Genomic DNA, 23,952 nt, shown 5'->3' with positions numbered 1-23,952 from the left:
AAAATCGGCTCAAACATGAAGAAATGAAATGACTGAGTCAGCCGAGAAGAATTTCCCCGCTTATTCGCACCTTCCCTTATGCAAATGATGGCTCAGCTTGCAGGCTCTGGTCAGAAATAGGCGCATTTTGTCGTCAATAAATCTGAAAAAATTCATATGAGAGGTCATCATGGAACCTGTTTATATTTCTCACTCGATTGACGAACCACCAAAGTTATTTTTTTGGTCGATTGATGAAGCCATGCCATTTTTCGTTGCTCTCGCGGTTGGGATTATCACTGGACGATTATTACCGATGATAATTCTGGGTGTTGTAGTTTCACGTGTTTATGGCGGTTTTCTGGCGCGAGCTTCTGAGAAATATTTTATGCACCTCTGTTACTGGAAATTCGGAGTCACATTCGGTGGTGGCACTTTTGTACCTGAATCCTTCGACCGGGAGTTTATTGTATGAATATCCATAATTTCAAAAAAGGGTTAGTTGGACTTCAGTTAGAAAACAAAAGTTTCAAGTTAATCTCTGCCTCAATGATTCTGGCAAACCTTGTACTTGGTTATGCTCTGTTAGCCAAAACACAACCCATCACTATTATTCCGCCAAACCTTACAGAAACAGCCTGGCTGGATGAAAAAGCCGCCAGCAGCTCTTATATGAAGGCATGGGCGTTATATATAGCCGACAGTTTTGGAAATGCTAACCCAGCCACTTTAGATCTACTCAAGAATTCTATCGGCCCGTTTCTTGACGCTTCAATTTACACAAAAGTTATGAAAGCAATGGACGACCAGATTGACCAAATTAAGCGCGACCGAATCTCGCTTTCTTTTAATCCGGTCGGGGTTATCACCGACCCGTTAGCAGTTGGTACTTTTTATGTCACCGGTAACCAAACTCTCGAAGGTATCACCGGCAAACCATCGACCACGCCAGTCTATTACGAGATTACTGTTAACGTAAAAGGCTACCGGCCCATTATTACGTTCATTGAGATAAAGAGTGGCAAACCGTTGCTGCCAAGTGAAGAAGATAAACACAAAGGTCAAAGGCAGAAATCTTCGGCAGCTCGAACTTCCTGACAGAATTTCGTTAGTTGATTTAACCGAGATATAAATCTTTAAGCGAGAGATTAATAAATCAGCAATCAGTAAACAAAACGGATGTGCCGAAATGAATTTTCTGATTGGTAATAGCCAATTTAAAAATGAACGTAGTGTTGCCACTTATCGGGGGGCTAAATGTTGAATAGTAAACGCATAATTATCCTGTTGCTTACCGCGTCGTCCACATTAGCGACCCATAGCGTAACGGCGGGCGAAATGTCTGTTGATCAAGGCATGGTATTTGAGCAGCCTGATGCGCAGTCGCAACCCAAAGTCACTGCAAAACTCGCCTCTCGACCAGCATCCTCAACTCAGGCAATGCTCAGCACAGAAACACGCCCATATCCTGACAACTATACACCACCAGCAAGTAACTCTATCAATGGCGGGAGTGAACCAGCTATTGATGGCCGTAATATTCAACCAGTACCTGCTGCAATTGCCAGTCCCGTTCCACTCACAAAAGAAGTCATTCCTTCTCGGCTGGAATATATCGTTGCGCCTGGCGTGAACACCCTCGTACCGATTTCGATTAACCAGATCAACCGGCTTGTTACACCGTTTGAACACCCTGTAGTGCAGAAAGTTAAACAGGAGGGTGTAACTGTAAATGTAAAAGATAACGCTCTCTACGTTTCCACCTCAGACAGTAACCCGGCAAGTCTCTATATCAGTGAGAAAGGTGACGAAAGTGTAGCGATCTCCGTGTCGTTAGTACCTCAGAAAATTGCACCGGTGCAAGCCACTCTCATGCTTTCACGAAAGCTGAACAACACGAGTACTTCTGGTGTTATGCCTGCGGCATATAACAACTATGGTGGAAGCGAAGTCAAAGCCAGGCGATGGGAACAGAAAGATAATTACATCGAGACGATTCGCAACATAATGCGAACCATCGCGCTTGGGGACATTCCACCCGGATACTCTCTGGGAAATCTCTCTTCAGGAGTTGGTATCCCGAACTGTAATTTCCGCACGGGTACTGACCAGGATCAGATTCGCTACTCCTTTGCAAATGGCCAGTATCTTCAGGGTAGTCAATTCAGTGTCATCATCGGCGTTGCACAAAACACTGGTTCATCAACAGTAATGGTTGATGAATCACTCTGCACCCATCCTCAGCTTGCAGCAAGAGCACTATGGAGTCGCAACACTCTCCAGCCTGGCCAGCGAACTGAAGCTTACTTCGTTATCCGCAACATCCAGCCAAACGAACAAGCTAACGATTCCATGCGCCCTAAACTCGCGGAGTAAAATCATGCTTATCCCCTTAAAAGAGAAATGGGCCTCAATTTCAGCAAAGCATAAAAAATGGGTTTTATGGGCTGGCGTATTTACTTTCGCCGTTCTTTTTTTGCTCTTGGTTATACCCGACTCAGCTGGCCCCCGAAATCGAGCGCCACAAGAAAAAGTGATTGCCAGCGTCCTTACCGATGGTGATACCAATGGAGTTAGCCAGAATGCTATTGCGGCGCGAATTCGCGCACTCGACAAGACCATTAAAGAGCAAGGTCAACTGATTAAAACGTTAACCGAGAAATATGGTGCTGATCAGACAGCTCAGCGTCTTAGCAATCTGGAGAACAACCAGAAAAAATCAGGCGCTGAGGTTGCAGCTATTAAGAAACGCGTTGATACCGTCTCTAACCCTGTGCCTTACTCACAACAGTCTCGCGGAGCGACACCACTGGCTGGAAACGGCCAACGTAACGTCCCTACTCTGTATAAACCTGAAGAGATATCTGCCCCTTCAGTTGCGCCAAGAAACTCAGGAAGTTTCAATAACGGGAAAACATTACAGCGCGTATACGAAGATGCGGCCCCCCCTGTCGTACCGGAACCCGCAGCAAACCAGCGTCAGCAGAAAGGGAAGGATGGCAAAGCAGTACCAAGCCAGGCAACTCCTGAAATCATCACTGTACAGGAAGATATTGAAGCCGCACCCGTTGCTGACGAAGATGATAACCCCGAGAACCAGACCTACCTTCCTGCAACGTCGATCATAAGTACTGTTTTGATTGCGGGGATGGATGCACCAACATCTCGTGATGCACGAAAAGACCCTTATCCGGCGCTGGCCAGGGTGAAAAAGGATGCAATTCTCCCAAACCGTTTCCGTGCAGATATACGTGAATGCGGAATGCTTGCAGCTGGGTTCGGTGATTTGTCCTCCGAAAGAGCTTATTTCAGATCGGAAGTCATAACGTGCATTCGGGATGACGGTGCAGTTTTTGAAGCCCCACTCGTAGCCTACGCTGTTGGTGAAGATGGTAAATCAGGTGTTCGTGGTCGACTGGTTACCAAACAAGGGCAATACCTGGCACGAGCCCTGACCGCTGGCTTCCTACAGGCTGCATCTCAGCTCTTTAACGTACAGAGTATTCCGACAATCAGTATTAAACGCGATGGAGATAGTAGTGACGCTACTCCTTACCAGCAGGTTATGAGCTCTGACGCACTCCAGGGCGCAGCAGTTTCTGGCGTAGGTGGCGCATTGAATCGTCTTGCCGATTTCTATATGCAAATGGCCGGTGACCTTTTCCCTGTAATTGAAATTGATCCAGGCCGTAGTGTTGATTTTATTGTGCAAAAAGGGGTCATGCTGAAATTCACACGTGTTACTTCAAAAACTCAAACCGTTGGGGGCAAGAAATGATGACGAAGAAAATTGTATCGGCATTGTTTTTAGTTAGTGCCGGTTTTGCGATGTCGGGTTGCTCACTACTGGGCCAGAACGATGAATATGGATGCAAGGGAATGCCCAATTCGGTCACATGTATGAATGTCCGAGATGTGTATGCCCTGACCGATGGAGATGATTACCAGGAGCAGATTGACACCGCATCTGAAAACCAACTTTCGGGAAAGCCTGTGGAGGTTAAGCGGCTGCGCACTACAGCCGGGAACGGTGGACGGAATACTGCCGATGGTGGTCGATACGTCCCTGTGCCTGCTACTGCTGCTGATCCTCAACCCATCCGAACGCAATCTATCGTCATGCGGGTGCTGGTTGACCCCTATGAGACCGCAGATGGAGACCTTAACGTCCCTGGCTACGTCTATACCGAGATTGAGCCGCGTCGTTGGGAAGTCGGTGCAAGAAATAGTGCCACATCAACTGCTGTTATCAGACCAATGTCTGCACCGGTTGCCGCTGCTCCAGCACAATCCCAGGGTGAGACATCACAACCTCCTCAGAAAGGGAGTTACATTAAATAATTGTCCAGTAGTACCGGTATACCGGTACTACTTTTTTCATGTGCTGTATTCCTTGGTCGTCTTTTTAATACCCATCACTGAAAAGGTAAGCACATGAAACAAAAGTCATTATATATTGCTATTGTTCTGGCACTTCATTGTGCTGTAGCCGTGGCAGATAACTCAATCGATAGCACCCAAATTGACGAAGTTACTGTAAATGGTGATGGCAATAACATTTCAGGGCTAACACCCTGTGCAACCCCATCAAACTGTAAATCACCACTCGGCAACTCAAGTGTTTCAGGGAATAACAACACAATTACTTCGTTAACAAACTATATTATTACCGGAAGCAATAATGACTTATCATTTAGTTACGACCCAAGCCAATTCTGGAATGACTACGCCAATAGTTTCAATGTTTACGGGAATAATAATACTGGCACTGGTCTTTTTGATTTGAATCTGGTTGGGAGTGACAATAAAGTTCTAGGACAAAACCTTGCCGTTATGGGTTATAGCAATAACGTTTCAGGAAGTGCATTGCAAGTAATAGGCTCTTATAACGAACTGGATATGGTAGGTATGGGAGCAATTCTTGGTTCCAGAAACACTGCTACTAATTACGCTGGTTCTATAATGGGTACATTCAATACGGTGAGTGGTGGTTCCTACGCTTTGACTATCGGTTCCTTAAACAATATTACAGCTGCACCGATTAATGACCCCTCTGCTGTTTTTAAATTTGGCAACATCACAATCGGCACAATTAATACCATTGATTCCGACGAATCGATCGTGCTTGGCAACTACAATACTGTATCCGATGATAACGCAATTGTTATTGGTAATTATGCTTCTGCTTCAAATGGAGGTATTTCCATTGGGAACGGTTCATTCTCCAATAGTGCTGATACCGTATCGTTTGGTTCAGCTACGGTACAAAGAACACTGACTAATGTTGCTGATGGTTCCAGCCGGTATGATGCGGTGAACTATGGTCAGCTCATGAATTCCGTTAGTTCACTTCAGGCGTACACTGATAGTGCCATCAGTTCGTACCTTTCATCCATTGGCTCTGGCTCTAACACAACGCCACCTACTACAGGCGGAAATAACAATAACGGTACGGACGGCAGCGGGACAGGAAGTGGTACAGGGTCTGGTAGCAGTAACGACAATAGCCAGACTGCCACGGATACTAATACTTATACCGACGAGCGTGAAGTGTCGATCAACGCTCGTACCGACAGTCTAATTGCAACTGAAAGCGCATCCCGAGTTGCTGGCGATGCTCAAACTCTTGTAAGTGCAAACAGTCATACGGATGCCCGTGAATCTGTCATCAACTCAAGGACTGATTTCCTTGTCGATACTGAGCGCCAGTCACGGATTGATGGTGACCGACAGACCTTGGCTTCAGCTAATAGCTACACAAACCAGAAGTTCTCTGACCTTAAAAAGACGGTTGACCGTAATGATAAAAGAGCAAAAGCAGGCTCAGCAAGCGCAATTGCTATCGCTTCAATTCCCTTCCTCAATAACGTGTCGGGTTTTGGCATGGCGATGGGCGCGTACCGAGACCAGGGGGCAATTTCGGGAGGAGCGAATTACGCTATCAATGAAAAAGTAAACGTCCGCTTTAGCATGTCGGCTGATACAGCCGGTGGTGTTGGAGCTGGTGCAGGATTTGCGGTTGGCTTCCAGTAATAATAAAGCATAAATAAAAAGCCACTTTTTTGTGGCTTTTTATTTGGACTAATTGAGTAATTAAAACCGATATTAACATTTCATCACTTCCTTTTTTTGGGGACAGTTTGCAGCCCTTTTCCCTGCGGCAAAATAAATCAATATGTGAAAATGAAACCTCTCTCATTTGGAGCGGTTACTATGAACTTTATCAAACATGTCGCGACTGCGGCACTTTTGGTGGCACTTTCTGCATCAGCTTCTGTATTCGCCGATACAGTAAAAACAAACACCGGGAATATCGATACGATTTTCAATGAAAAAGCGTTCAAGAACATTCCTCAGAATTCGCAGGAAGTAAAACGTTTTGTCGTCCCTACTAACGGCATCATCGCACTAGAGATTGATGGGAAAGTTAATTTGCTGTCTTCTAATGGCCGCTTCGTTATACAGGGAACGCTCTATGACACATGGGCTAAAAAGCCTCTGACCACCATGAGCGAAATAACCAAGAACGCCAGCATCATTCCGATGAAAGAGCTGAACCTAAATATCGCGGACTTGCGCCCAGCCGTATGGGGCGATGGGCCTAAAAAGGTCATGATATTTACCGCACCTGGTTGTGAAGCCTGTGCAGCCCCACTTTCAGCACTTGCTGACCTCGACCCGAAAGAATTCACCGTTAGCGTTCTGTCGCTCGGAGCTCTGGGCCCGGCAAGCCAGCAGCGAAATATTGAATTGTATTGTGCATCCGACCGCTACCGCGCAGACCGCGCAATTATCAGCGGAAATTCCACTCAGAAATTCGACCAGGTAAAGAACTGCGATATGCAGGCTCTGGCTCGACGTGAAGTTACGGCTCAGATACTAGGTGTCAGCATGATCCCTTTCATTGTGCGTGATGACGGCTCCTACGTACTCGGCTCACCAAAACAAGGCCTCAAAAACTTTATCGAGAACAAGTAACACTTTCTTGGGAATCCTGGAGGCATTATGAGTGAATCTTTAATTTTTCAGCGACTCAAAAACCTGAAGCGTTTTTCTGACTTGTGTCCTGTACGTGCATATGACGAATCCAATCATTTGTTTATGTGCGACAACAAATATGTTGGTTTCGGATTTGTTTGTCGTCCCTTAAGCGGGACAACCGGCAAGGAGATGACTAACCTTCAAACGTTGCTGTCTTCCAACTTCCCCGCCAAAACTATCGTTCAGTTTGACCTGGTTGCAAGCCCAAACATCGTACAGAAAATTAACCGGATGGACGTATTGCGTATGGATTGCCGGGACGCAATCCTGCGTAACGCAATTTATAACCGCTCTAAATTCCTTTTGAAAAGCACCGAAACGCCGATGAAGCGAACCGGGACTCGCGTCCGAAATTGTGTGCTTCTCATTACAGTAAAAATTCCGATCAAATATAACTATGAAATGCGTGAAGAAGAATTCAATCACGTTAACGAGCTGCGGAATGTGTTCGAAACGACGCTGAGCATCACTGGTTTGTGTCCCGGTGCATTGACGCGTGAAAGTTACATCGATGTTCTGAGCTCCATTTGCAACCAGGGTGAAAGCGCCTCCTGGAGAGACCGGACGCCGGTACAGCCACAAGAAGACAAGTACATTTCAGAACAGTTAGTCGACCACGATCGCATGTTTTTCATTAAGAAAGACTATTGCGGTTTTGGTGATCCGACAGATTCCGAGCTTCGTGGAGAAGCACCTACACCGACAACGTTTGTGAAAACATTGAGTGCGCGAAAATTCCCGAAAAGATTCTTTCCCGGGCAAGCGCAATACTTTCTCGGCGATATGATGAGTGGTGTTACTGGAATTAAATCATCCTGCATCATCTCAATGAGCCTGATTTTCTTTGATCAGCAAAGTGAAAAAACTAAATTCACCTCGAAACGTAACTGGGTTGTTCAGCAAACCAGTGGCCCATTAATTAAGTGGGTTCCATCACTCATAAACTTGCGTGAGGGCTTCGATCTTCTTAGCGAAAAAGTTGATAACAACGACCCAATTTGCAAAGCCAAATTTACGGTATCAATCTTCTCTAACTCAAAAGATGGCGTGTTACGCGCTGCTCAGGAAGCTGCAAGTTATCTGAACACCTATCAGTTTAAGATGATCCCAGATACCTACTATGTTGCGCCAATTTTCCTGTCAGCTCTGCCAATGTTTAACGAAGCATCAGCAGAAAAGTCCATTGGCCGATATCGAACAATGGCACTCAGTGAAGCGATGGTACTTTCACCTCTCTATGCAGATTGGCAAGGTACAGACAAACCCGCCTTAATGCTGACATCGCGCTCTGGCCAGATCCAATCACTGGACTTGTTTGATTCCGATACTAACTATAACGCCTGTATCGCAGCTGAGTCGGGGTCGGGTAAGTCATTCCTGACAAACTACATTATCACCGCCTACAGAAGCCTCGGGGCTAAAGTCTGGTGTATTGATGTAGGTGACTCGTACAAAAATATCTGTGAGACCTACCAGGGCGATTATCTCGACTTCAATCCCAAAACCAGGCCATGTCTTAACTTCTTCGAACTGATCGAAGACTATTTCGGTGAGTCTGAAGATGATGACTCCAGTGGCGGTGAAGAAGATCTGATCATCGGATTGTTATCGGTGATGGCAGCTCCTAAAGAAGGTCTGAATTCATTCGAAGAGTCTCGACTTAAACAACATGTAGCTGATCTTGTCCGTGTACACAAGAAGCTGACCACCGTTGATATGGTTGCTGATTCACTGCTGAAAGATGAAGATAAAGACATTAAACGTATTGGCCATCAGCTCTATCCGTTCACGAGTGCGGGCCAGTACGGGAAGTACTTTGTTGGTAAGAACAATATCGACTTCAAAAATCCGTTCACTGTACTTGAACTTTCCCGACTGGAAAGTTCAGAACACCTTAAACAGGTTGTCCTCCTTCAGCTGATTTATCAAATCCAGCAGGACATGTTCATGGGCGACCGTAGCCAGATGAAGCTGGTCATTATCGATGAGGCCTGGGCATTGTTATCAGGAAATATCGGGGCGTTCATCGAGAAAGGTTATCGCCGGTTCCGTAAATATAACGGAGCTGCAATTACCATCACCCAGTCTATCAACGATATTTACAAAGATAGTATCGGGAAATCGATCGCAGATAACTCAGCCTTTATGCTCTTGCTGGGGCAAAGTGAATCCGCAGTGAACGAAGCTGAAGCAAATAAACGTCTGGCGCTGGACGAGGCTGGTTACCGGTTCCTTAAAACCGTTCGTTCCACGAAAGGTGTCTACTCAGAAATCTTTGTCATTTCTAAAGCGGGCCAGGGTATTTGCAGACTTGTGGTTGACCCATTCAGCTTACTTCTCTATTCGACTGACCCGAAAGACGTTGCCGCGATCAAAGACAGAAAGTCCCGGGGGATCAATACCGAAGAGGCTATCAACGAAATTCTGGTTGAGCGGGGGTTAGCCGCATGATTAAAACCGCTGCAATTGCGCTGCTTTTTGGTTTCATCGGAGCCGCCCTTTTTGGGCGGTTATTCCCACCAGCCTCGCCCTATGACTATGTTGCAGTCATCAACTTTATGGACGATAAAGGTCAACCGTTAGGTGAAGCCCAGTCAAGGCTGGTATTAGCCCGCGCTGAGAAACTGTCAGAGGCGGGGTATCTTGTGCTCAATGCCTCAGCCCTTTATAGCTACCCTACGGGGCTCAAGATCCCCCAGACCATCAACACTCAGCAATAGCGGTGGGCGAATGAATACACCCAAATCAGTATGGAGCTTAATATTTCGTAAAAAGCGAAGCTGGAGGCAACATATTGTTTTCAGCATCGTTGTTATTTTCTTAACCGCACCGCTGACGCTATACGTGCTTAACCGGTATGAGATTGGTATCGATCCACAAAATAACCAATGTCTTCCTCCGTACCGAATATATCTCGTCGATAAAATGGACAAATCAATCGTCAAAGGGAAAATTTACGCCTTTCATTCTGAGCTAATGCAACCATATGGCAAAGGGCTGAAAATTGTTGATGGCATTGCGGGAGACACAGTCTCCGTTGATCCCGAAGAGACTGCAATTAACGGCTCTATGGTCGGTGAGGGACTGGCATTAGCAGCAGAATCTGGCCATACCGAACAGGAGCTAACGCGTAGTGGTGTCGTACCGAATGGTCGCCTGTGGATGATGGGGCGCACCAGATACAGTTTTGATTCCAGGTACTGGGGATCATTAGACGAGTCACAAATTATAGGCCGAGCGTATCCATTATGGTAAAAAAAACACCTTTTCGACTTTCGATATTGGCATTTGTAACCGCTGTTGTTTTCACTCCAGTCTGGGCCGAAAACACTGGTATCTATTTAAGTGATCTGCCGTCAAGACCGGTATCCAACTTAGATAATATTCCGACAAGACCGGCTAATAACTACTCAGTCACTGACATTCAAAAAGCTAAGCGTCAATTATCTGCAACTGAAATGAAAGATATTGACAGTCTCATAAAAGCGGCTCGTGATAATCAAAATGCCACTGCCGACCGCGCTACTGACACGGTTAAAGATAATCGAAAAATGATGGGTGAAATGCCCGAGTATAAAAATACAGATGAACTAGTCGATGATGCGGTAAGAGGAGCGTTAGCAAAGTCTGATATGACTAACGAGAAACAAAATAAGCCAGCCGGTGATTTTATTTATATTCTCGTCTCCGCGTCTCTCAGCGATGCTGAAATCACCGACATTCTCAAGTTATACGATGGACGCACGGATATCGCTCTGGTTGTCCAGGGGGCAAAAGATAAAAAGAACCTGCTTGATGAACTTACCCACTGGCAGAAACTTTCCTTCGACTCCAAGTCTTCTCTGGCCGTAAACCTCGATCCAACTGTATTCAAAAACTACAACGTTAGTTCTGTACCGACCATTATCCATGAAAAAGATGGTGAGCTGGTGGCCAGGGTGACAGGCATCTATGACATCGCGTACCTGAAAGACAAGACCGGCGACCTTGGTGTGGCCGGGCCCGCTGTTGGGGTCGTAGAGAAGAACCTTATTGATGAACTACAGGAGAGTGTCGCTAAACTCGATTTTGATGGCATGAAGAAAAAGGCCATTGATAACTACTGGCCCCGCCAGGTTTTCCAGGAATTCCCGGAAGCGACAAAGCGAGCTACCAGAACCATCGATCCGACGGTCATTATCCCTCAAAACATTACTTCACCTAACGGCGATATCGTTGCAAAACGGGGGCGATTTAACCCGCTAACTGTGATGCCATTTACCATCAAGCTAATCTTTTTCGATGCACGTGAAGAATGGCAACGCCAGTTCGCCAGGTATCAGTTTGAACATACACCAGCCTCCCTCACGCCAATACTGGTCACGACAAACGTGTATGGTGATGGCTGGCAGACCTTCCGTGACACCAAGAAAGAATACGGTGACTTCGCAAGGCTATACATGATTCAGCCAGGCATGGCCGAACATTATGGTTTGATAAACGTGCCCAGCGTTGTGACAGCCGACAGTAAGCGATTCATTAATGATGAATATTCACGCAAAGATTTTGAGGAGCTGAAATGAAAAAAATTCTCTCAGTTCTGAAATCACCCAAGACCCTGGTGCTCGCATGTCTGGCTTTTACTATGCCGGTTTTTGCGGCTGACGTTTCATCACCCGTACAGAACAAGGTCTGTCATGATAACCAAGTCTTATCAGCGAAACTCATTACGGATGTTTGCTGGAACTGTATTTTCCCGATAAAGCTTGCCGGTATTAATCTGTCGATGACAGGTACTGCACCTGACAATGCAGCATCAGGGACAGTATGTGCCTGTAAGGATGGATTGAACGTCTATCACCCGGGTGTATTGACCGCGATGTGGGAACCGAGAAAGCTCATCGAGTTAACGAGAACACCCGGGTGCATGTCATCCCTAGGAGGGGTAACACTCGACCTTGGTAATGATTTGCAGTTTGGCCCGCAGACCGATGGAGCAGCCGAGGAACAGCGGGAGCGTTTCTCAATAAGTTTCTACAACGCACATATGTATGCTATGCCGTTATTAAGAATGTTGGATATGTATCTACCCGGTCAATGTAATGCCGACCCATACAGCGATTTTGATATCATTAATTTCACGGAGATTGACCCGACCTGGAATAATACGATGCTGGCATTCTTCCAGAACCCGGAATCAGCAGCTGTGGCTAACGTGATAGCAATGCAGGCTTGCGCCGGTGAAGCAGCGGCACAATTTGCAGGTAAACAGCCAATAGACTCACTTTGGTGGTGTGCCGGTTCCTGGGGTGGGCAGTATCCTTTAACTGGATCGGTACGGAGTATGGATGCCCCCAGAACAACCAGCCTGGTCGGGATCCGTATGCTGGCCGCAGAACATCGTCGTGGACTGGCCTACCGTTCGATGGGAAACGATACTGTTTGTCGCTCCAAGATTTACCCAACGTTGCCAAAGCAACAGTACAAATTGAATATGTTCTACCCTACCCCGGAGACAAAAAACAGTCATGAGGTCGGTGAGTCCCCATACCAATGGCAAGGTGGGCCTTTCCGTTATCCAACCGGTAAAGGCCAGGACAGCACCTACATGATTTTCCAGTGGGTAGATTGTTGCCGCACAATGTAATAAAAAAACCCTGCAATGCAGGGTTTTTAATTTCTGTTTTTCGTTGAATTAAGCCTGCCGTTTAATGGCCTCATTCTGATCATCATTCGCTTCATTACTGGCATCCTGCAACACCTTTGTTTCCTGGTCTACCTGGGTAGGTTCTGTCTCAGTGCTTCCAGCCAATTCTTTTTCAGCGGCCCGGCCATTGGCCTGATTAAGCTCATCAGCAGATGCCTGCGCGTGACGTTTGAGTGATGCTGCCAGATCACGAATGAGATTATGAAGACGAGACTTAAACTCCTCGACCTCATCCTGATTAAAACAGTTATTTAACCAGAGGGTATCGATGATCTGGTGCAATTTATCAAAGTTCTGAATAATGCGGATAACCCGCAGCGCTTGCGGCGTTCTGATGCGAACCTCATGTTCTTTTGGATGGGTATACCCGACTTCATTGAGGCTGCTGCGTTCTTCTTCTTCTTTTACCGCACGGTTCAGAATAGCAATGTTATTTTCCAGTTCTTTCTCAGGCATGTCGATTACTTCGTTAACCGCCTTCAGTGTACGTTCAATCGCACCACTGTATTTAGTGCCAAGCCGTTCAAGGGCTCGGCTGTTATTGGTCAGATTGAAGAGAGCCTGGGAGATAATGTTAAAATTACGGGACTGTACCCGAATACCTTCCTGGGTGTGAAGAGTAAATTTCACGACAGCTTCAGGATTGGAATATTCGACACGAGAGTTAGGGGTTCGGTTATCCTGAGCCCCACTCTTTTTAGCTTGTTTTACGGTTTGTACCGGTGCTTTAGCCATAACAGAACCTCGGAGTTAATTTGTATGCCAATTGATTAGGCCAAAACTCAGGATAGTTGTCATTGAAAAATGGCTGCAATATGACCATGAAAAACCGACTTGAAAAATTAAACCAATATGCTTAAATGAATAAGAACCGAGCTGACGGACATCAGCACAACTTCCTAGTTAATTTCGCGCTCAACCAGCGCCCACCGGATGACCTCCTCCCGGGTTAACTACGCCTTCTACAGGCCCGAGCATCTCTGATGTGTTTAGGTTAAACCTGACATGTCTCTTTGCTTACCCAAACGGGTATTTTGGTTCTCAATCCCAAACAAAAAAAATTGTTAATCCTTTTAACTCCAGCGAATCAACAGATGTGCAGTTTTGTGTACATCCGTTTAGTTTACCTTTTAGGTAGCTAAATTTTCGCATTCTAAATTTATAGGTGATCTATGTCTGACCCAATCTCATTAATGGCAGGTATCGTATTTTTTGGTGCTGTGTATTACCGTGCCGAATATATCAGATTCCTTGGCCCAATCTGGCTGGCAATTTTTATAACGGAACGCGGTTTACTGTTCACTGGTCTCGGTTTTGTTACCGCGACTGTATGTGTAGTTGTTGCTTTACTCGTTATTTATAATTCATTCTTTACCAAGTCTGGGAAAAAATCTAATGAAGCAACTAATGGAAACATGGTTGAAGGTGTTTCTCGGGCTGGGTCAAATAATGACAAAGCCAAATATGCAAACCATCGTTTTGAAGGAAAGCTTGTTTACCACGGTCTCGAAAACTGGAAACACGATCCTAATAACGATAAATCGTATTTAGTCACAATACGTAGTGGTGGGAAAGACCATGAAATTTGGGCTGTTGGGCTCAAAAATGCTGTTGAGACTTGTGGAGCACAAGTTGGTGATATTGTTTCAGTCTGGAAAGAGTCTGAAGTAAGAACCGACAAAGCACAAGTGTTTGACGAAAGCGGTAAGGTTACAGGGTATCGTACTCTCCTTAACGAAAAACGTCGCGGCATTTGGGTTATGCAAGTACTCGCCGAAAGCTAAAATATTCTTAATTCAGGCTATAAGCCTTAACTTTTTAATCTTTTAAATATATGAGGTATATTATGACAATTGTCTATGGTAGTAGCATTGAGCCGGGTGGTATGGAACTGGATGATTACACAATGATTGCAGAGTGTGAAAATTGTGGGAAAGACTGCCGACATCGGATTTATGAAGACTGTGTTGCAGGGGCAATAAACCAGAGATTCTCTTATACGTGTAATCACTGCGGTTATCATTCCTGTAACGCTGAAGTATGTGACGTATGCGATAGCATCGAATGCGAAGAACATGCTGGTCGTTATCAGTCTAATATTTTCTTCGAAATGCATGAGCTCATTGAGCTCATGAAAATAGAGGGAGATATACTGGCAATCAGAGCAAAAATCAATGTAGGCGCTCACGACTTTGGAGATCTTTCAAAGTTAGATGATTGCCTGCATAGGCTCACCTTTCCAGGTTACTATGAACGGCGAAATACTGATCTCTATAAAGAGATATCAGATGCTTCAACCGACATGGCAATCCAAACATGGAAGCGTCTGGAACGCTTGTTATGCTAAACCTCCCTATAAAAACCCAGCGAAAGCTGGGTTTTTTTCTTTTCTGGATTGACCAACCAAACGTCGTATCATAATCTTATATCGCGGGCATCCCGCTTAACTTCTTTTAACACTCTTTATTTCGGCAACGCGCCATCCCTGAATGAATAAGTTCATTCGCACGGCTTCCCTACGCCCATAGAATTCGACACACGGTGCATCATGCATCGTGTTTTCTGCGCCGTCGAAAAAGGTGTTTTTCCTCTTGTTGAGGATACAGTGAGTCCAGCACTCTAACTGGATGCTTCACAAATCTTTCTAATTTTTGTGCCTATAGCACTAAATCATTTTAACTTTTTTAATTTAAAAATTTATGAGGTATAAACTATGCAATCCAGAGCAAAGGGTATTGTTGCGATAGAACCTAAATATGTGCCTGCATCTAACAATGCAGATTCATATATTTATTTCCGTTTGCGCTGTGACATGTCCATTAGCGGCAAGTCTCAGACCGAGTTCTATTCGATAAAAGCATTTGGTAAAGTCGCGGATTTTCTACGCGATAATATTCAAATGAATACCGAACTGTATATCGAAGCATTAGCTCGATCATTCCGTTATACAAAACATGGTATTGACCAAATGAGGACTGAGTTTCATGTTTTCATGGCTCGAATCATTCAGACTGGTCAATCAATAGATACCCGTGCAAATGAAACTGTAAAGCCACCATCTACATCAACCGTCACTTCGCTATCCCCTCAAGTAGCGCAAAAACTTAAGGACGATATGAAGTGGCAGAAAATGTCTGATGAAGAGGTAAGAACTGCTTCTGAAAAATGGAGAACAGTATATGCCGAGCAAAAGCAGCTGCACCCTGGAAAAGAGTCTGTATCACCAGACAACAATAAAAATTCAGTAGAGAAGATACCAGAAGCTTCGCCGAAGCTGGATGCTAAGAATAGAGCCGTGCAGACATCACGTCCGCAAGCCGCAACCTCTAAGCACCCTGTCAACATACAAGCCTGGACAAATCTGCCAGCCGATAATTCGACAGCAGCCGTTATTGTAGCTCGTATGAAACTTAATGAAAAATTAAGCTCCTCCGGGCAAGTAACTTTAACTAACGCATATTCATCAGTTCGCGGTTGATATGACTGGTTGCTGATTCCTCAGCAACCTTCTTCTTTTTTAATCTTATAATTTATTTAATTTAATGAGGTATATATGTACTCAAATAAATCACGTAGTTCTGGTTCATTCTCAAACAACAATAAAGGGAACACCGATATTGTCGTTAAGATAGACAGCATTGCTCGACATATGTTGTCGCTCGAAAAGATGTTTGCATCCGCAGGTTCCAGTTCACCTCACATCTCATTCGAACGTGAATGCGTTTTTGCAAAACATATTGTCAACAATAATAACTACTTGGCTGACATAGCAGTTAATAATCCAAAGTCCTTCGAAACAGCATTCCTTCAGCTTGCAAGTAGCGGCCTTACTCTTGACCCGGCGCAGAAGCAGGCTTACCTGGTTCCACGCGATGGTCGTGTCATTCTTGACGTGTCCTATATTGGGCTCAGCAGGATGGCCACCGATGAAGGTTTATGCGAAGACATTGTGGCTGAATTAGTTTTTGAAAAGGACTCATTTAAAACCAATGGTCGTCGTTCCAGCCCAGACCACGAATTTGACCCCTTTGCTTATAAAGGGGGACTCGTTCTCACAAACACCGATCAGGGTGCTTTAGGAGATCGAGGCATGTTCAGGGGGGCTTATGTCGACTATTTAATGAAGGATGGACGTCATCTGGTATTTTTCATTGACCTTCAGGATTTAGCTCAATCTCGGGCGAAATCCGAATCTTGGGCAAAAGTGGAGAAACGGCAGTATTCACCGTGGACTCAGTTCCCTTGGAAGATGGTGCTCAAGTCAGCTATTAAGCAGACCATACACTTAATTCCTGGTAACCGTACTCGCCTGAGTTCAATGATTGAATATCTGAACACTGCTGGTGGTGAAGGTTTCCGTACAGCAACAATACCCGTCGCAGCTGCTGAAGCTGAAATGGAGGTTAGACAAGAAGCCAGGACGGCTGGTAATACGGATACTACAATCCGAACTGCAAAGTCTGATGATAAAGTTATTGAAGGTGAGTTTAATAAGCTCCCTGAAGAACCTGATTCAACCGAGCAGCAGGACATCAAGAGCAATACACCAACCGATGTTTACGATACGGCTGAGGGAAATACACCTCCAGCTGACGTAAATGGTTCGGCTGATGATATTCTCCCTCCACCCGGAGAAACCAATGGGCAGTCCAATGAAGAAATGTCTGAGCATCCCGGGGTCAGAAAATGGGCTGAACGCAGAATTAAAAAGTTAGTAAGCCGGGCAGAAAAGACGCTTGGATACGAAACTATTTTAAACGATGCAAAAAGCAGTTTCGATCTGAATGAAAGTGAGCTGGCATTCGCTCGCTTATCTTTAGAAAAATCCCGTCGGTCACTTCTCAAAAATCATTTAACTAACGCAGTAGGTAGCTTCGATTTTACTCAAGTACTTAACTTCATCGAAAAAATGGGTAAGGGTGAGTTTAAAACCGACGCGGCCAAATGGGTCGGTGAAGTCCAAGCCGAATCAATGGAAATACACAAGTTATATCTTGAGGCTGTTAATACATCTGATTTTGTGAGGCTCAATGCCGCTCTCAACAATGTGACATTTCCCCCTCTAAAAGAAATGGTAGAAGGTCTTATTGAAGATCTTCTGGCCGCTTAACTTATCCGGCAGGAAACTGCCGGTTTAACTTTCTAAATTTATCTTAAGGTGATCATTATGTCTGACATTTATGAAGTCGTTGATGTTGTGCAGGGCTCAAAGGAATGGCTCGAATGGCGTAAAACTGGTGTGACAGCAACATGCTCCCCTATTCTGTTAGAGGAGGCTGGTGCAACTAAAACGCCCTACGAACTCTATTTGCAATACGCTGGCCTGATTAAGGCAGAAGACCTTTCTGTCATTAAACAGGTTGATGCTGGTAAAAAGCTTGAAGCACTTGCCAGAAGTTACTGCGAAAAAGAGATTGGACAAATCGCCCTGCCTTTCTGTGTAAGGAACAAAAAGTATCCTTACATGATTGCTTCGCTGGATGGGCAGTTCGACGATGGTTCAATCCTTGAGATAAAGAATCTTTGCGAGAGCAAACATCTTTCTATTCTTCAGCTTGAAACCAAATCGCCAGAATTCCGTTATTACTACTGGCAAGTTCAGCACCAGCTGCTGACAACAGGCGCACCCCAGGCGTATCTTGTGTTTTGGTCGGCCACTGACCAGACCAAGGTCTTTAAAATTATGCCTTCGAAGAAAGCGTTTTATCGAGTCCAGGTTGCCTGCGAATACTTCTGGAATAAGGTTCAGACAAAAACAGCTCTACCGTTTGATAAGGAAAAAGATATTTTGCTTATCTCTGACCCTGAAATCATGTCTCAGACACAAGGCTTTAAGCTTCCAGACGACCTCGAAGCTCGTGTGGTAGACATAGCCAGACAAGTTGGAACATTGCAGCAGATGGAGAAAGAGTTGGCTTTAAAGAAAAAGCAGTTCGAAGAATACCAGAACGCGGTCAATTTATTGATCCAGGGTCTAGGTGCTTCTATTGGCTTTTCCTATAACGAGCTGGTTAGAATCGATGGCTTTGGCTTTCGTTTTCTTCAGTCTCGCGTACCGGAAAAACCGAGCTACAAACGAATCTGCGATAAATTATCTATTGACCCCAAACATCATCCAGAATGTTACGGTCAGTCATCGGTACGAAATTCGTTAAGTACCTATGAATATAAATCAACTCTGACTGATACTGTCTACATTCCTTTGGATGACACTTCCGTACTGGTATCTCCTGGTGCAGAAGAGACAGACTCAGCCCAACAATACGTTGTTTTTTAATTATTGAGCCCAGTTTAAAACTGGGCTTTTTTTTTGCTTGACCAATTACACATCCTTTATTATCTTTAAATAGCGGCTTAGTCCGCTTAACTTCAGGCAACTGCCTTTAAACACCTTCTAAATTCGGCGCTCAAGCCACTCCTGAATACCTCCTGGTATTCACAAGGATTTCTTTCGCCTAAACAAATTCGATAGCCTGCGGCTCTCATAAGCGGCAGGCTTTTTTGTCCGTCGAAAAAGGTGTTTTGTTGTCACGTAGACAACAACAAGTGCCTCAGTCACTCCCAAACTGAAACTAGTACCTAACTTCAGCCTTCATGCAAGGCCTAATTCATCTAATTCACTAATCTTTTTAAATGAGGAGTCTGATCATGTTTCTTGTAAATATGACTGCATATCTTGCATCCCCAGAACAACGGGAAATGGGCGTTATTGATGTCGATCAGCAAGTATCACACGCATTACGTGAACTGTTGACCTTTAATACCTGTCCTTCAGAAGATGTTATGACCGATAAAGCTAAAGAATTTGCTGAAATCGCTACATCACTCTGTAATAAATATAAGGCTGATGGTGTACTTGTTTATGCCAAAACCTATTTTATGCCTGTTCTGGTCTCTGCATTGAGAGCCAGAGGCATCGTTTCTTATGTAACGTATGCACCAAAGGTTACCAGTGTTGATAACAGTGGCAGTGTTAGCCGCAATTATAAGCATGTCGATTTAGTACGTGCTGATATTGCTGCATAACATCATTCTTCTTAATTAATTTTTAATTTTTAAATCTATCTAATTTAATGAGGTATATCATGACTACTAATTTCGCAAACCTGTCTGTTGAAATCATGGCGCGCTCTACACCTGTCCACCCTTCTGTATTTGGTATTGTTGTTCCAGATCATCAGATGGATAAAGTTAAACCGTTCCAGGGATTTGACTCAGCCAATCCATTTAGTGCATTCGTGCCTAAACAGAATGACGACTATGTTTTTGAAGCGTATTTGCGTTCATCTGTACTGATGTGGATTAACTATCCACAAAATCAGTCTCTGTGGATCTCTGGCCCAACAGGTTGTGGCAAAACCAGTGTTGTCGAACAAGTAGCAGCAAGACTTAACTGGCCTGTCATGAAAACTACAGCTTCACAAGACCTGGATATTAACAATCTCATTGGCGGTCTCCGGCTTCAGTGTAATGAACTGACCGGTGATACCAAGACTGTTTTTGTTCATGGCCCACTGACGCTGGCGTACAAGTATGGACTGATTTTCCTACTCGATGAGTACGATCAATTAGACCCATCCTGTGCCAATGCCTTTAACGCCATCCTCGAAGGAGGGAATTTAGTTATTCCTGAAACCAACGAGGTAATTAAACAGCACCCGAACTTCAGATTTGTTGCAACGGCTAACTCAATTGGTCAGGGCGATTTTACTGGCGTTTATGGCGGTGTGAAAACATTAAATGTGGCCAACCTTGACCGCTATATGTTTATCACTGCTGACTATATGCCAAAAGAAACCGAGACTAAATTGATTACCAAATATATCCCCGACACCAAAGTCGCGGAGAAATTTGTTGACGTTGCGAATATGATTCGCGGTCTTTTTGTAGGCAAGAATATCACCGGTGAAATTGACACTAGTGTCAATACTAACAGTGCAAAACTCCCGGACGGTGTTCTTCCCGACACTCGTTTATCAGTAACGTGTTCAACTCGTTCGCTGGTGGCCTGGCTTGACCGCTACTCAATGATGAAAGCTGCAAAGATGCCACGTGCATTATTAACAGCTTTCGATTATCAGATTGGTAATCGTGCATCAGCAGATGATAAAAAATCTTTGCATCTCATCGTTGAAGCTGTATTCGGTTCTGAAGCACTTAAATAAAACCCCGCTTGGGGTTTTTTAATTCTTTTTAAATCAATTTTAAATTAATGAGGTATGTCATGACTATCAAATCCAATGCCACTCAGGTTCTGGAACAACTTATTCTCGTTTCTCTTTCTGATATCACCAGTATTAGTGGTCGTCGTAAGCTGAAAAGAGAAGATCTTGGTAACAGTGCTGATTTGCCACCTGATGTACTTGTTTCATTAGGTAGCAAGAAAATCATTGACCCACAACTCATCAATCCATTTACCCGCAAGAAGAATTCAGCTCACGCTTTATGTCTTGAAGCGGGTATTAAATTTATGGGAGGCTATGCAATTCCAGCCGACAAGGTTAATGATTTAATTGGTAAACTGAATGTACTTAAGGGCGAGTTTTACGATTACAAAAAGGAATTTATGAAAGCTGATTTTAATAGCTGGATTAATTCTTTTGAAGAAAAGTATCGCTCTATACTTTTGCGTGATGCTGCGATCGATTTGTCTTATATGGATAGCCAGATACAATTTGGCTTTACTGCGATTCATATCACACCTTATGGTAACAGTGTCATTCAGGATGGTTTAACTGGGCAAGTTAAAAGTTTAGCGGATGAAGTTTATGAGGATGTGGCTGATGTTGTTGAAGGTTTCCTTAAAAACAGGAACCCCGATGCGTTTTCTCAGCACACACTAAATCCTTTACGCCGCTGCGGCGATAAACTCGCTTCCCTAGCTTTCATCGCACCAAGCGTCCAGTCTCTTAGCGACTATGTTAATCAGGTAATGAAAGACATTCCGCTAACCGGCAAAGTGACGGGCAAACCTTATAACGACATTCTCTCTCTCCTCAATAACCTACGCGACCCAATTCATGCAAAACAGTTTGTAGAACTGCTGTCATCAGCCAGTACTACAGATGGTAACGATGCGATTGACCCATCACTTTCAATGAACCTTATTGGAGATGATGATGCCATGACTTTAGCGGCCATTTCGGCAACTCAGGTTCAGGTAGAAACGCTTCCTCCTCCGCATACAGATGCGTTTGCATCTGCTGTGGTAGTAGAAGATCCGATCGGATTGCAAAGCGTTGATTCACTCGCTGAAGCCCCATCTGTTCTGGTAGAAATCAATGGTTCAGCTGATACGTCTTTGGCAATCGAACCGGTTAATACGTCGGCTGATACTGACGTTAACGACTTGTCCGATACCCAGGAGCATGGAATTGTTAATGACGCTGTAATACCGGCGTTTAGTGCGGTTATAGTCGATGATGATTCATTTTTGGGCGGTGATTCGATTGTACCCCGCTCTCTGCCAGACTCAGCTCTTATTTCGGGTTTGGATTCTGAAAAAGTCATTGATGGAAAAGAGCCTGAAATTGTAATTTCGTCTTCACTCGATGATGACGAAACAATAATGGTGTTTTAAAAATAAAAGGCCCACTCCGGGCCTTTTTTTCTAATTAATCTATTTAAATTTATTGTGAGGTATATATGGGTATTTATAATTCCCTTCCTATTGTCGCACGTGCATTAAGCTCTCAGATTGGTCTTAATGTTTCTGTTGGCGGCAATGAAGCATATGCTACGGAGACTGGTGCTGGTTTTCTTATTAACCTTCCATTCTTCAAGGACGCTGAAATGTTGGCAAATCCGTTATTAGGGTATGCCGTACATGAAGCAGCACATATCCGTTTCACTGATTTTGGTGATCTTAAGATATTCATTCAAGAGCATATGGAGTCGGATAAATACAACGTTGAGGTACTTAGACACCTGGTCAATCTTTGCGAAGATTTGCGCATTGAACGTGCGATGAGTTGTCGCTATCCAGGTACATTGAAGTATCTCAATTCACTGAATCATTTTTTGTTCAGTGAAGAAGCGGAATCCTGTGATAAAGCTTCATCGGTATTTCTGGATACCCTGCTTACTTGTGGTTTGAACCGCTTCAACGGTTTAACTATCCCAACAAAGCAAGTGCGTGAAGACTTTGAACGCATCTTCGGGCTGGAGCTGTACGACAAAGCTATGACGGGGCTTTGTTGAATAAATCGAACTTTTGCTGAGTTGAAGGATCAGATCACGTATCTTCCCGACAACGCAGACCGTTCCGTGGCAAAGCAAAAGTTCAAAATCACCAACTGGCCCACCTACAATAAAGCCCTCATCAACCGTGGCTCCATAACTTTCTGGCTGGATGATGAAGCTATTCAGGCCTGGTATGAGTCAGCAACACCTTCTTCACGAGGCAGACCTCAGCGCTATTCTGACCTTGCCATCACTACTGTGCTGGTCATTAAACGCGTATTCAGGCTGACCCTGCGGGCTGCGCAGGGCTTTATTGATTCCATTTTTTCTCTGATGAACGTTCCGCTACGCTGCCCGGATTACAGCTGTGTCAGCAGGCGGGCAAAGTCGGTTAATGTCAGTTTCAAAACGCCCACCCGGGGTGAAATCGCACACCTGGTAATTGATTCCACCGGGCTGAAGGTCTTCGGTGAAGGCGAGTGGAAAGTCAAAAAGCATGGCCAGGAACGCCGCCGTATCTGGCGTAAGCTGCATCTCGCCGTTGACAGTAAAACACATGAAATCATCTGCGCTGACCTGTCGCTGAACAACGTTACGGACTCAGAGGCCTTCCCCGGGTTAATCCGGCAAACCCACCGGAAAATCAGGTCAGCCGCCGCCGATGGCGCTTACGATACCCGGCTATGTCACGATGAACTGCGGCGTAAGAAAATCAGCGCGCTTATCCCTCCCCGAAAAGGTGCGGGTTACTGGCCCGGTGAATATGCAGACCGTAACCGTGCAGTGGCTAATCAGCGAATGACCGGGAGTAATGCGCGGTGGAAATGGACAACAGATTACAACCGTCGCTCGATAGCGGAAACGGCGATGTACCGGGTAAAACAGCTGTTCGGGGGTTCACTGACGCTGCGTGACTACGATGGTCAGGTTGCGGAGGCTATGGCCCTGGTACGAGCGCTGAACAAAATGACGAAAGCAGGTATGCCTGAAAGCGTGCGTATTGCCTGAAAACACAACCCGCTACGGGGGAGACTTACCCGAAATCTGATTTATTCAACAAAGCC

General features: G+C 44.8%; 23 protein-coding genes. 22 read left to right on the top strand and 1 reads right to left on the bottom strand.

Going from position 1 to position 23,952, the window contains the following annotated elements:
* Window positions 1–169: 169 nt before the first annotated feature.
* The 12 genes from traL (at window position 170) to OGY19_RS16850 (ending at window position 12,646) form a co-directional block, all read left to right on the top strand.
* Window positions 170–454, top strand: coding sequence for a type IV conjugative transfer system protein TraL (gene traL / locus OGY19_RS16905; protein ID WP_007372224.1), 285 nt, complete (start codon window positions 170–172; stop codon window positions 452–454).
* Window positions 451–1,077, top strand: a complete 627-nt coding sequence (locus tag OGY19_RS16900) for a TraE/TraK family type IV conjugative transfer system protein (RefSeq protein ID WP_007372225.1) — start codon at window positions 451–453, stop codon at window positions 1,075–1,077. Before traL ends, OGY19_RS16900 begins: the two co-directional genes overlap by 4 nt.
* A 159-nt stretch (window positions 1,078–1,236) precedes the next feature.
* Complete coding sequence (locus tag OGY19_RS16895) at window positions 1,237–2,355, top strand: TraK domain-containing protein (protein ID WP_016241588.1); 1,119 nt, start codon at window positions 1,237–1,239, stop codon at window positions 2,353–2,355.
* 4 nt (window positions 2,356–2,359) lie between these two features.
* Window positions 2,360–3,757, top strand: a complete 1,398-nt coding sequence (locus OGY19_RS16890; protein WP_007372227.1) for a TraB/VirB10 family protein — start codon at window positions 2,360–2,362, stop codon at window positions 3,755–3,757.
* Complete coding sequence (gene traV, locus OGY19_RS16885; RefSeq protein WP_016241587.1) at window positions 3,754–4,320, top strand: type IV conjugative transfer system lipoprotein TraV; 567 nt, start codon at window positions 3,754–3,756, stop codon at window positions 4,318–4,320. The genes OGY19_RS16890 and traV overlap by 4 nt, the downstream gene beginning before the upstream one ends.
* Window positions 4,321–4,413: 93 nt before the next feature.
* Window positions 4,414–6,012, top strand: coding sequence for a YadA-like family protein (locus OGY19_RS16880; RefSeq protein ID WP_007372228.1), 1,599 nt, complete (start codon window positions 4,414–4,416; stop codon window positions 6,010–6,012).
* A 180-nt stretch (window positions 6,013–6,192) separates the two neighbouring features.
* Window positions 6,193–6,957 (top strand): DsbC family protein, encoded by a 765-nt coding sequence (locus OGY19_RS16875; protein WP_007372229.1) that lies wholly within the window; start codon window positions 6,193–6,195, stop codon window positions 6,955–6,957.
* A 27-nt stretch (window positions 6,958–6,984) separates the two neighbouring features.
* Window positions 6,985–9,471, top strand: a complete 2,487-nt coding sequence (traC, locus tag OGY19_RS16870) for a type IV secretion system protein TraC (RefSeq protein WP_007372230.1) — start codon at window positions 6,985–6,987, stop codon at window positions 9,469–9,471.
* Window positions 9,468–9,740 carry a hypothetical protein gene (locus OGY19_RS16865; protein WP_007372231.1) on the top strand — a complete coding sequence of 91 codons (273 nt, stop codon included), beginning with the start codon at window positions 9,468–9,470 and terminating at the stop codon, window positions 9,738–9,740. The genes traC and OGY19_RS16865 overlap by 4 nt, the downstream gene beginning before the upstream one ends.
* Window positions 9,741–9,750: 10 nt before the next feature.
* A complete protein-coding gene (gene lepB, locus OGY19_RS16860) occupies window positions 9,751–10,275 on the top strand; it encodes a signal peptidase I (RefSeq protein WP_007372232.1) in 525 nt (174 codons plus the stop codon).
* On the top strand, window positions 10,269–11,582 hold the full coding sequence (locus OGY19_RS16855; RefSeq protein WP_016241583.1) for a TrbC family F-type conjugative pilus assembly protein: 1,314 nt from the start codon (window positions 10,269–10,271) through the stop codon (window positions 11,580–11,582). Before lepB ends, OGY19_RS16855 begins: the two co-directional genes overlap by 7 nt.
* Window positions 11,579–12,646 (top strand): TraU family protein, encoded by a 1,068-nt coding sequence (locus OGY19_RS16850; RefSeq protein ID WP_007372234.1) that lies wholly within the window; start codon window positions 11,579–11,581, stop codon window positions 12,644–12,646. Before OGY19_RS16855 ends, OGY19_RS16850 begins: the two co-directional genes overlap by 4 nt.
* A 48-nt stretch (window positions 12,647–12,694) precedes the next feature.
* Here the strand turns inward: OGY19_RS16850 and OGY19_RS16845 are convergent, their stop codons facing one another.
* Window positions 12,695–13,441 (bottom strand): AcaB family transcriptional regulator, encoded by a 747-nt coding sequence (locus OGY19_RS16845; RefSeq protein ID WP_009653890.1) that lies wholly within the window; start codon window positions 13,439–13,441, stop codon window positions 12,695–12,697.
* 437 nt (window positions 13,442–13,878) lie between these two features.
* Here OGY19_RS16845 and OGY19_RS16840 point away from each other — a divergent pair, with 437 nt between their 5' ends.
* From OGY19_RS16840 to OGY19_RS16795, 10 genes are all read left to right on the top strand, one after another.
* Window positions 13,879–14,490 carry a hypothetical protein gene (locus OGY19_RS16840; RefSeq protein ID WP_009653893.1) on the top strand — a complete coding sequence of 204 codons (612 nt, stop codon included), beginning with the start codon at window positions 13,879–13,881 and terminating at the stop codon, window positions 14,488–14,490.
* Between the two features lie 62 nt (window positions 14,491–14,552).
* Window positions 14,553–15,053: a hypothetical protein gene (locus OGY19_RS16835; protein ID WP_016241582.1), complete on the top strand. Its 501-nt coding sequence runs from the start codon at window positions 14,553–14,555 to the stop codon at window positions 15,051–15,053.
* Between the two features lie 366 nt (window positions 15,054–15,419).
* Window positions 15,420–16,184, top strand: coding sequence for a single stranded DNA-binding domain-containing protein (locus OGY19_RS16830; RefSeq protein WP_286596864.1), 765 nt, complete (start codon window positions 15,420–15,422; stop codon window positions 16,182–16,184).
* A 75-nt stretch (window positions 16,185–16,259) separates the two neighbouring features.
* Window positions 16,260–17,816, top strand: coding sequence for a recombinase RecT (locus tag OGY19_RS16825; protein ID WP_007372238.1), 1,557 nt, complete (start codon window positions 16,260–16,262; stop codon window positions 17,814–17,816).
* Window positions 17,817–17,873: 57 nt separating this feature from the next.
* The gene (locus OGY19_RS16820) at window positions 17,874–18,983 is read left to right on the top strand and encodes a lambda-exonuclease family protein (RefSeq protein WP_007372239.1); all 1,110 of its coding nucleotides are present in this window, start codon (window positions 17,874–17,876) and stop codon (window positions 18,981–18,983) included.
* Between the two features lie 371 nt (window positions 18,984–19,354).
* Window positions 19,355–19,732 (top strand): hypothetical protein, encoded by a 378-nt coding sequence (locus OGY19_RS16815; protein WP_007372240.1) that lies wholly within the window; start codon window positions 19,355–19,357, stop codon window positions 19,730–19,732.
* Window positions 19,733–19,791: 59 nt separating this feature from the next.
* Window positions 19,792–20,871 carry an AAA family ATPase gene (locus tag OGY19_RS16810; RefSeq protein WP_007372241.1) on the top strand — a complete coding sequence of 360 codons (1,080 nt, stop codon included), beginning with the start codon at window positions 19,792–19,794 and terminating at the stop codon, window positions 20,869–20,871.
* Between the two features lie 59 nt (window positions 20,872–20,930).
* Window positions 20,931–22,286, top strand: coding sequence for a DUF3150 domain-containing protein (locus OGY19_RS16805; protein WP_016241580.1), 1,356 nt, complete (start codon window positions 20,931–20,933; stop codon window positions 22,284–22,286).
* Window positions 22,287–22,351: 65 nt separating this feature from the next.
* Window positions 22,352–22,906 (top strand): hypothetical protein, encoded by a 555-nt coding sequence (locus OGY19_RS16800; protein WP_286596863.1) that lies wholly within the window; start codon window positions 22,352–22,354, stop codon window positions 22,904–22,906.
* Between the two features lie 21 nt (window positions 22,907–22,927).
* A complete protein-coding gene (locus OGY19_RS16795; protein ID WP_000654812.1) occupies window positions 22,928–23,896 on the top strand; it encodes an IS5-like element IS903B family transposase in 969 nt (322 codons plus the stop codon).
* Window positions 23,897–23,952: the final 56 nt, after the last annotated feature.

The sequence above is a fragment of the Citrobacter sp. Cy070 genome (assembly GCF_030332245.1).
In the GTDB taxonomy this organism is placed as follows: Bacteria; Pseudomonadota; Gammaproteobacteria; order Enterobacterales; family Enterobacteriaceae; genus Citrobacter; species Citrobacter youngae.
The sequence above is the reverse complement of the archived record's forward strand: the minus strand, read 5'-3'. Positions and strand labels throughout refer to the sequence as shown.

What these genes read in the sequence shown, in the direction of transcription:
- traL (WP_007372224.1), top strand. Translation starts at nt 170, where the DNA reads ATGGAACCTGTTTATATTTCTCACTCGATTGACGAACCACCAAAGTTA.
- OGY19_RS16900 (WP_007372225.1), top strand. Translation starts at nt 451, where the DNA reads ATGAATATCCATAATTTCAAAAAAGGGTTAGTTGGACTTCAGTTAGAA.
- OGY19_RS16895 (WP_016241588.1), top strand. Translation starts at nt 1,237, where the DNA reads ATGTTGAATAGTAAACGCATAATTATCCTGTTGCTTACCGCGTCGTCC.
- OGY19_RS16890 (WP_007372227.1), top strand. Translation starts at nt 2,360, where the DNA reads ATGCTTATCCCCTTAAAAGAGAAATGGGCCTCAATTTCAGCAAAGCAT.
- traV (WP_016241587.1), top strand. Translation starts at nt 3,754, where the DNA reads ATGATGACGAAGAAAATTGTATCGGCATTGTTTTTAGTTAGTGCCGGT.
- OGY19_RS16880 (WP_007372228.1), top strand. Translation starts at nt 4,414, where the DNA reads ATGAAACAAAAGTCATTATATATTGCTATTGTTCTGGCACTTCATTGT.
- OGY19_RS16875 (WP_007372229.1), top strand. Translation starts at nt 6,193, where the DNA reads ATGAACTTTATCAAACATGTCGCGACTGCGGCACTTTTGGTGGCACTT.
- traC (WP_007372230.1), top strand. Translation starts at nt 6,985, where the DNA reads ATGAGTGAATCTTTAATTTTTCAGCGACTCAAAAACCTGAAGCGTTTT.
- OGY19_RS16865 (WP_007372231.1), top strand. Translation starts at nt 9,468, where the DNA reads ATGATTAAAACCGCTGCAATTGCGCTGCTTTTTGGTTTCATCGGAGCC.
- lepB (WP_007372232.1), top strand. Translation starts at nt 9,751, where the DNA reads ATGAATACACCCAAATCAGTATGGAGCTTAATATTTCGTAAAAAGCGA.
- OGY19_RS16855 (WP_016241583.1), top strand. Translation starts at nt 10,269, where the DNA reads ATGGTAAAAAAAACACCTTTTCGACTTTCGATATTGGCATTTGTAACC.
- OGY19_RS16850 (WP_007372234.1), top strand. Translation starts at nt 11,579, where the DNA reads ATGAAAAAAATTCTCTCAGTTCTGAAATCACCCAAGACCCTGGTGCTC.
- OGY19_RS16845 (WP_009653890.1), bottom strand. Translation starts at nt 13,441, where the DNA reads ATGGCTAAAGCACCGGTACAAACCGTAAAACAAGCTAAAAAGAGTGGG.
- OGY19_RS16840 (WP_009653893.1), top strand. Translation starts at nt 13,879, where the DNA reads ATGTCTGACCCAATCTCATTAATGGCAGGTATCGTATTTTTTGGTGCT.
- OGY19_RS16835 (WP_016241582.1), top strand. Translation starts at nt 14,553, where the DNA reads ATGACAATTGTCTATGGTAGTAGCATTGAGCCGGGTGGTATGGAACTG.
- OGY19_RS16830 (WP_286596864.1), top strand. Translation starts at nt 15,420, where the DNA reads ATGCAATCCAGAGCAAAGGGTATTGTTGCGATAGAACCTAAATATGTG.
- OGY19_RS16825 (WP_007372238.1), top strand. Translation starts at nt 16,260, where the DNA reads ATGTACTCAAATAAATCACGTAGTTCTGGTTCATTCTCAAACAACAAT.
- OGY19_RS16820 (WP_007372239.1), top strand. Translation starts at nt 17,874, where the DNA reads ATGTCTGACATTTATGAAGTCGTTGATGTTGTGCAGGGCTCAAAGGAA.
- OGY19_RS16815 (WP_007372240.1), top strand. Translation starts at nt 19,355, where the DNA reads ATGTTTCTTGTAAATATGACTGCATATCTTGCATCCCCAGAACAACGG.
- OGY19_RS16810 (WP_007372241.1), top strand. Translation starts at nt 19,792, where the DNA reads ATGACTACTAATTTCGCAAACCTGTCTGTTGAAATCATGGCGCGCTCT.
- OGY19_RS16805 (WP_016241580.1), top strand. Translation starts at nt 20,931, where the DNA reads ATGACTATCAAATCCAATGCCACTCAGGTTCTGGAACAACTTATTCTC.
- OGY19_RS16800 (WP_286596863.1), top strand. Translation starts at nt 22,352, where the DNA reads ATGGGTATTTATAATTCCCTTCCTATTGTCGCACGTGCATTAAGCTCT.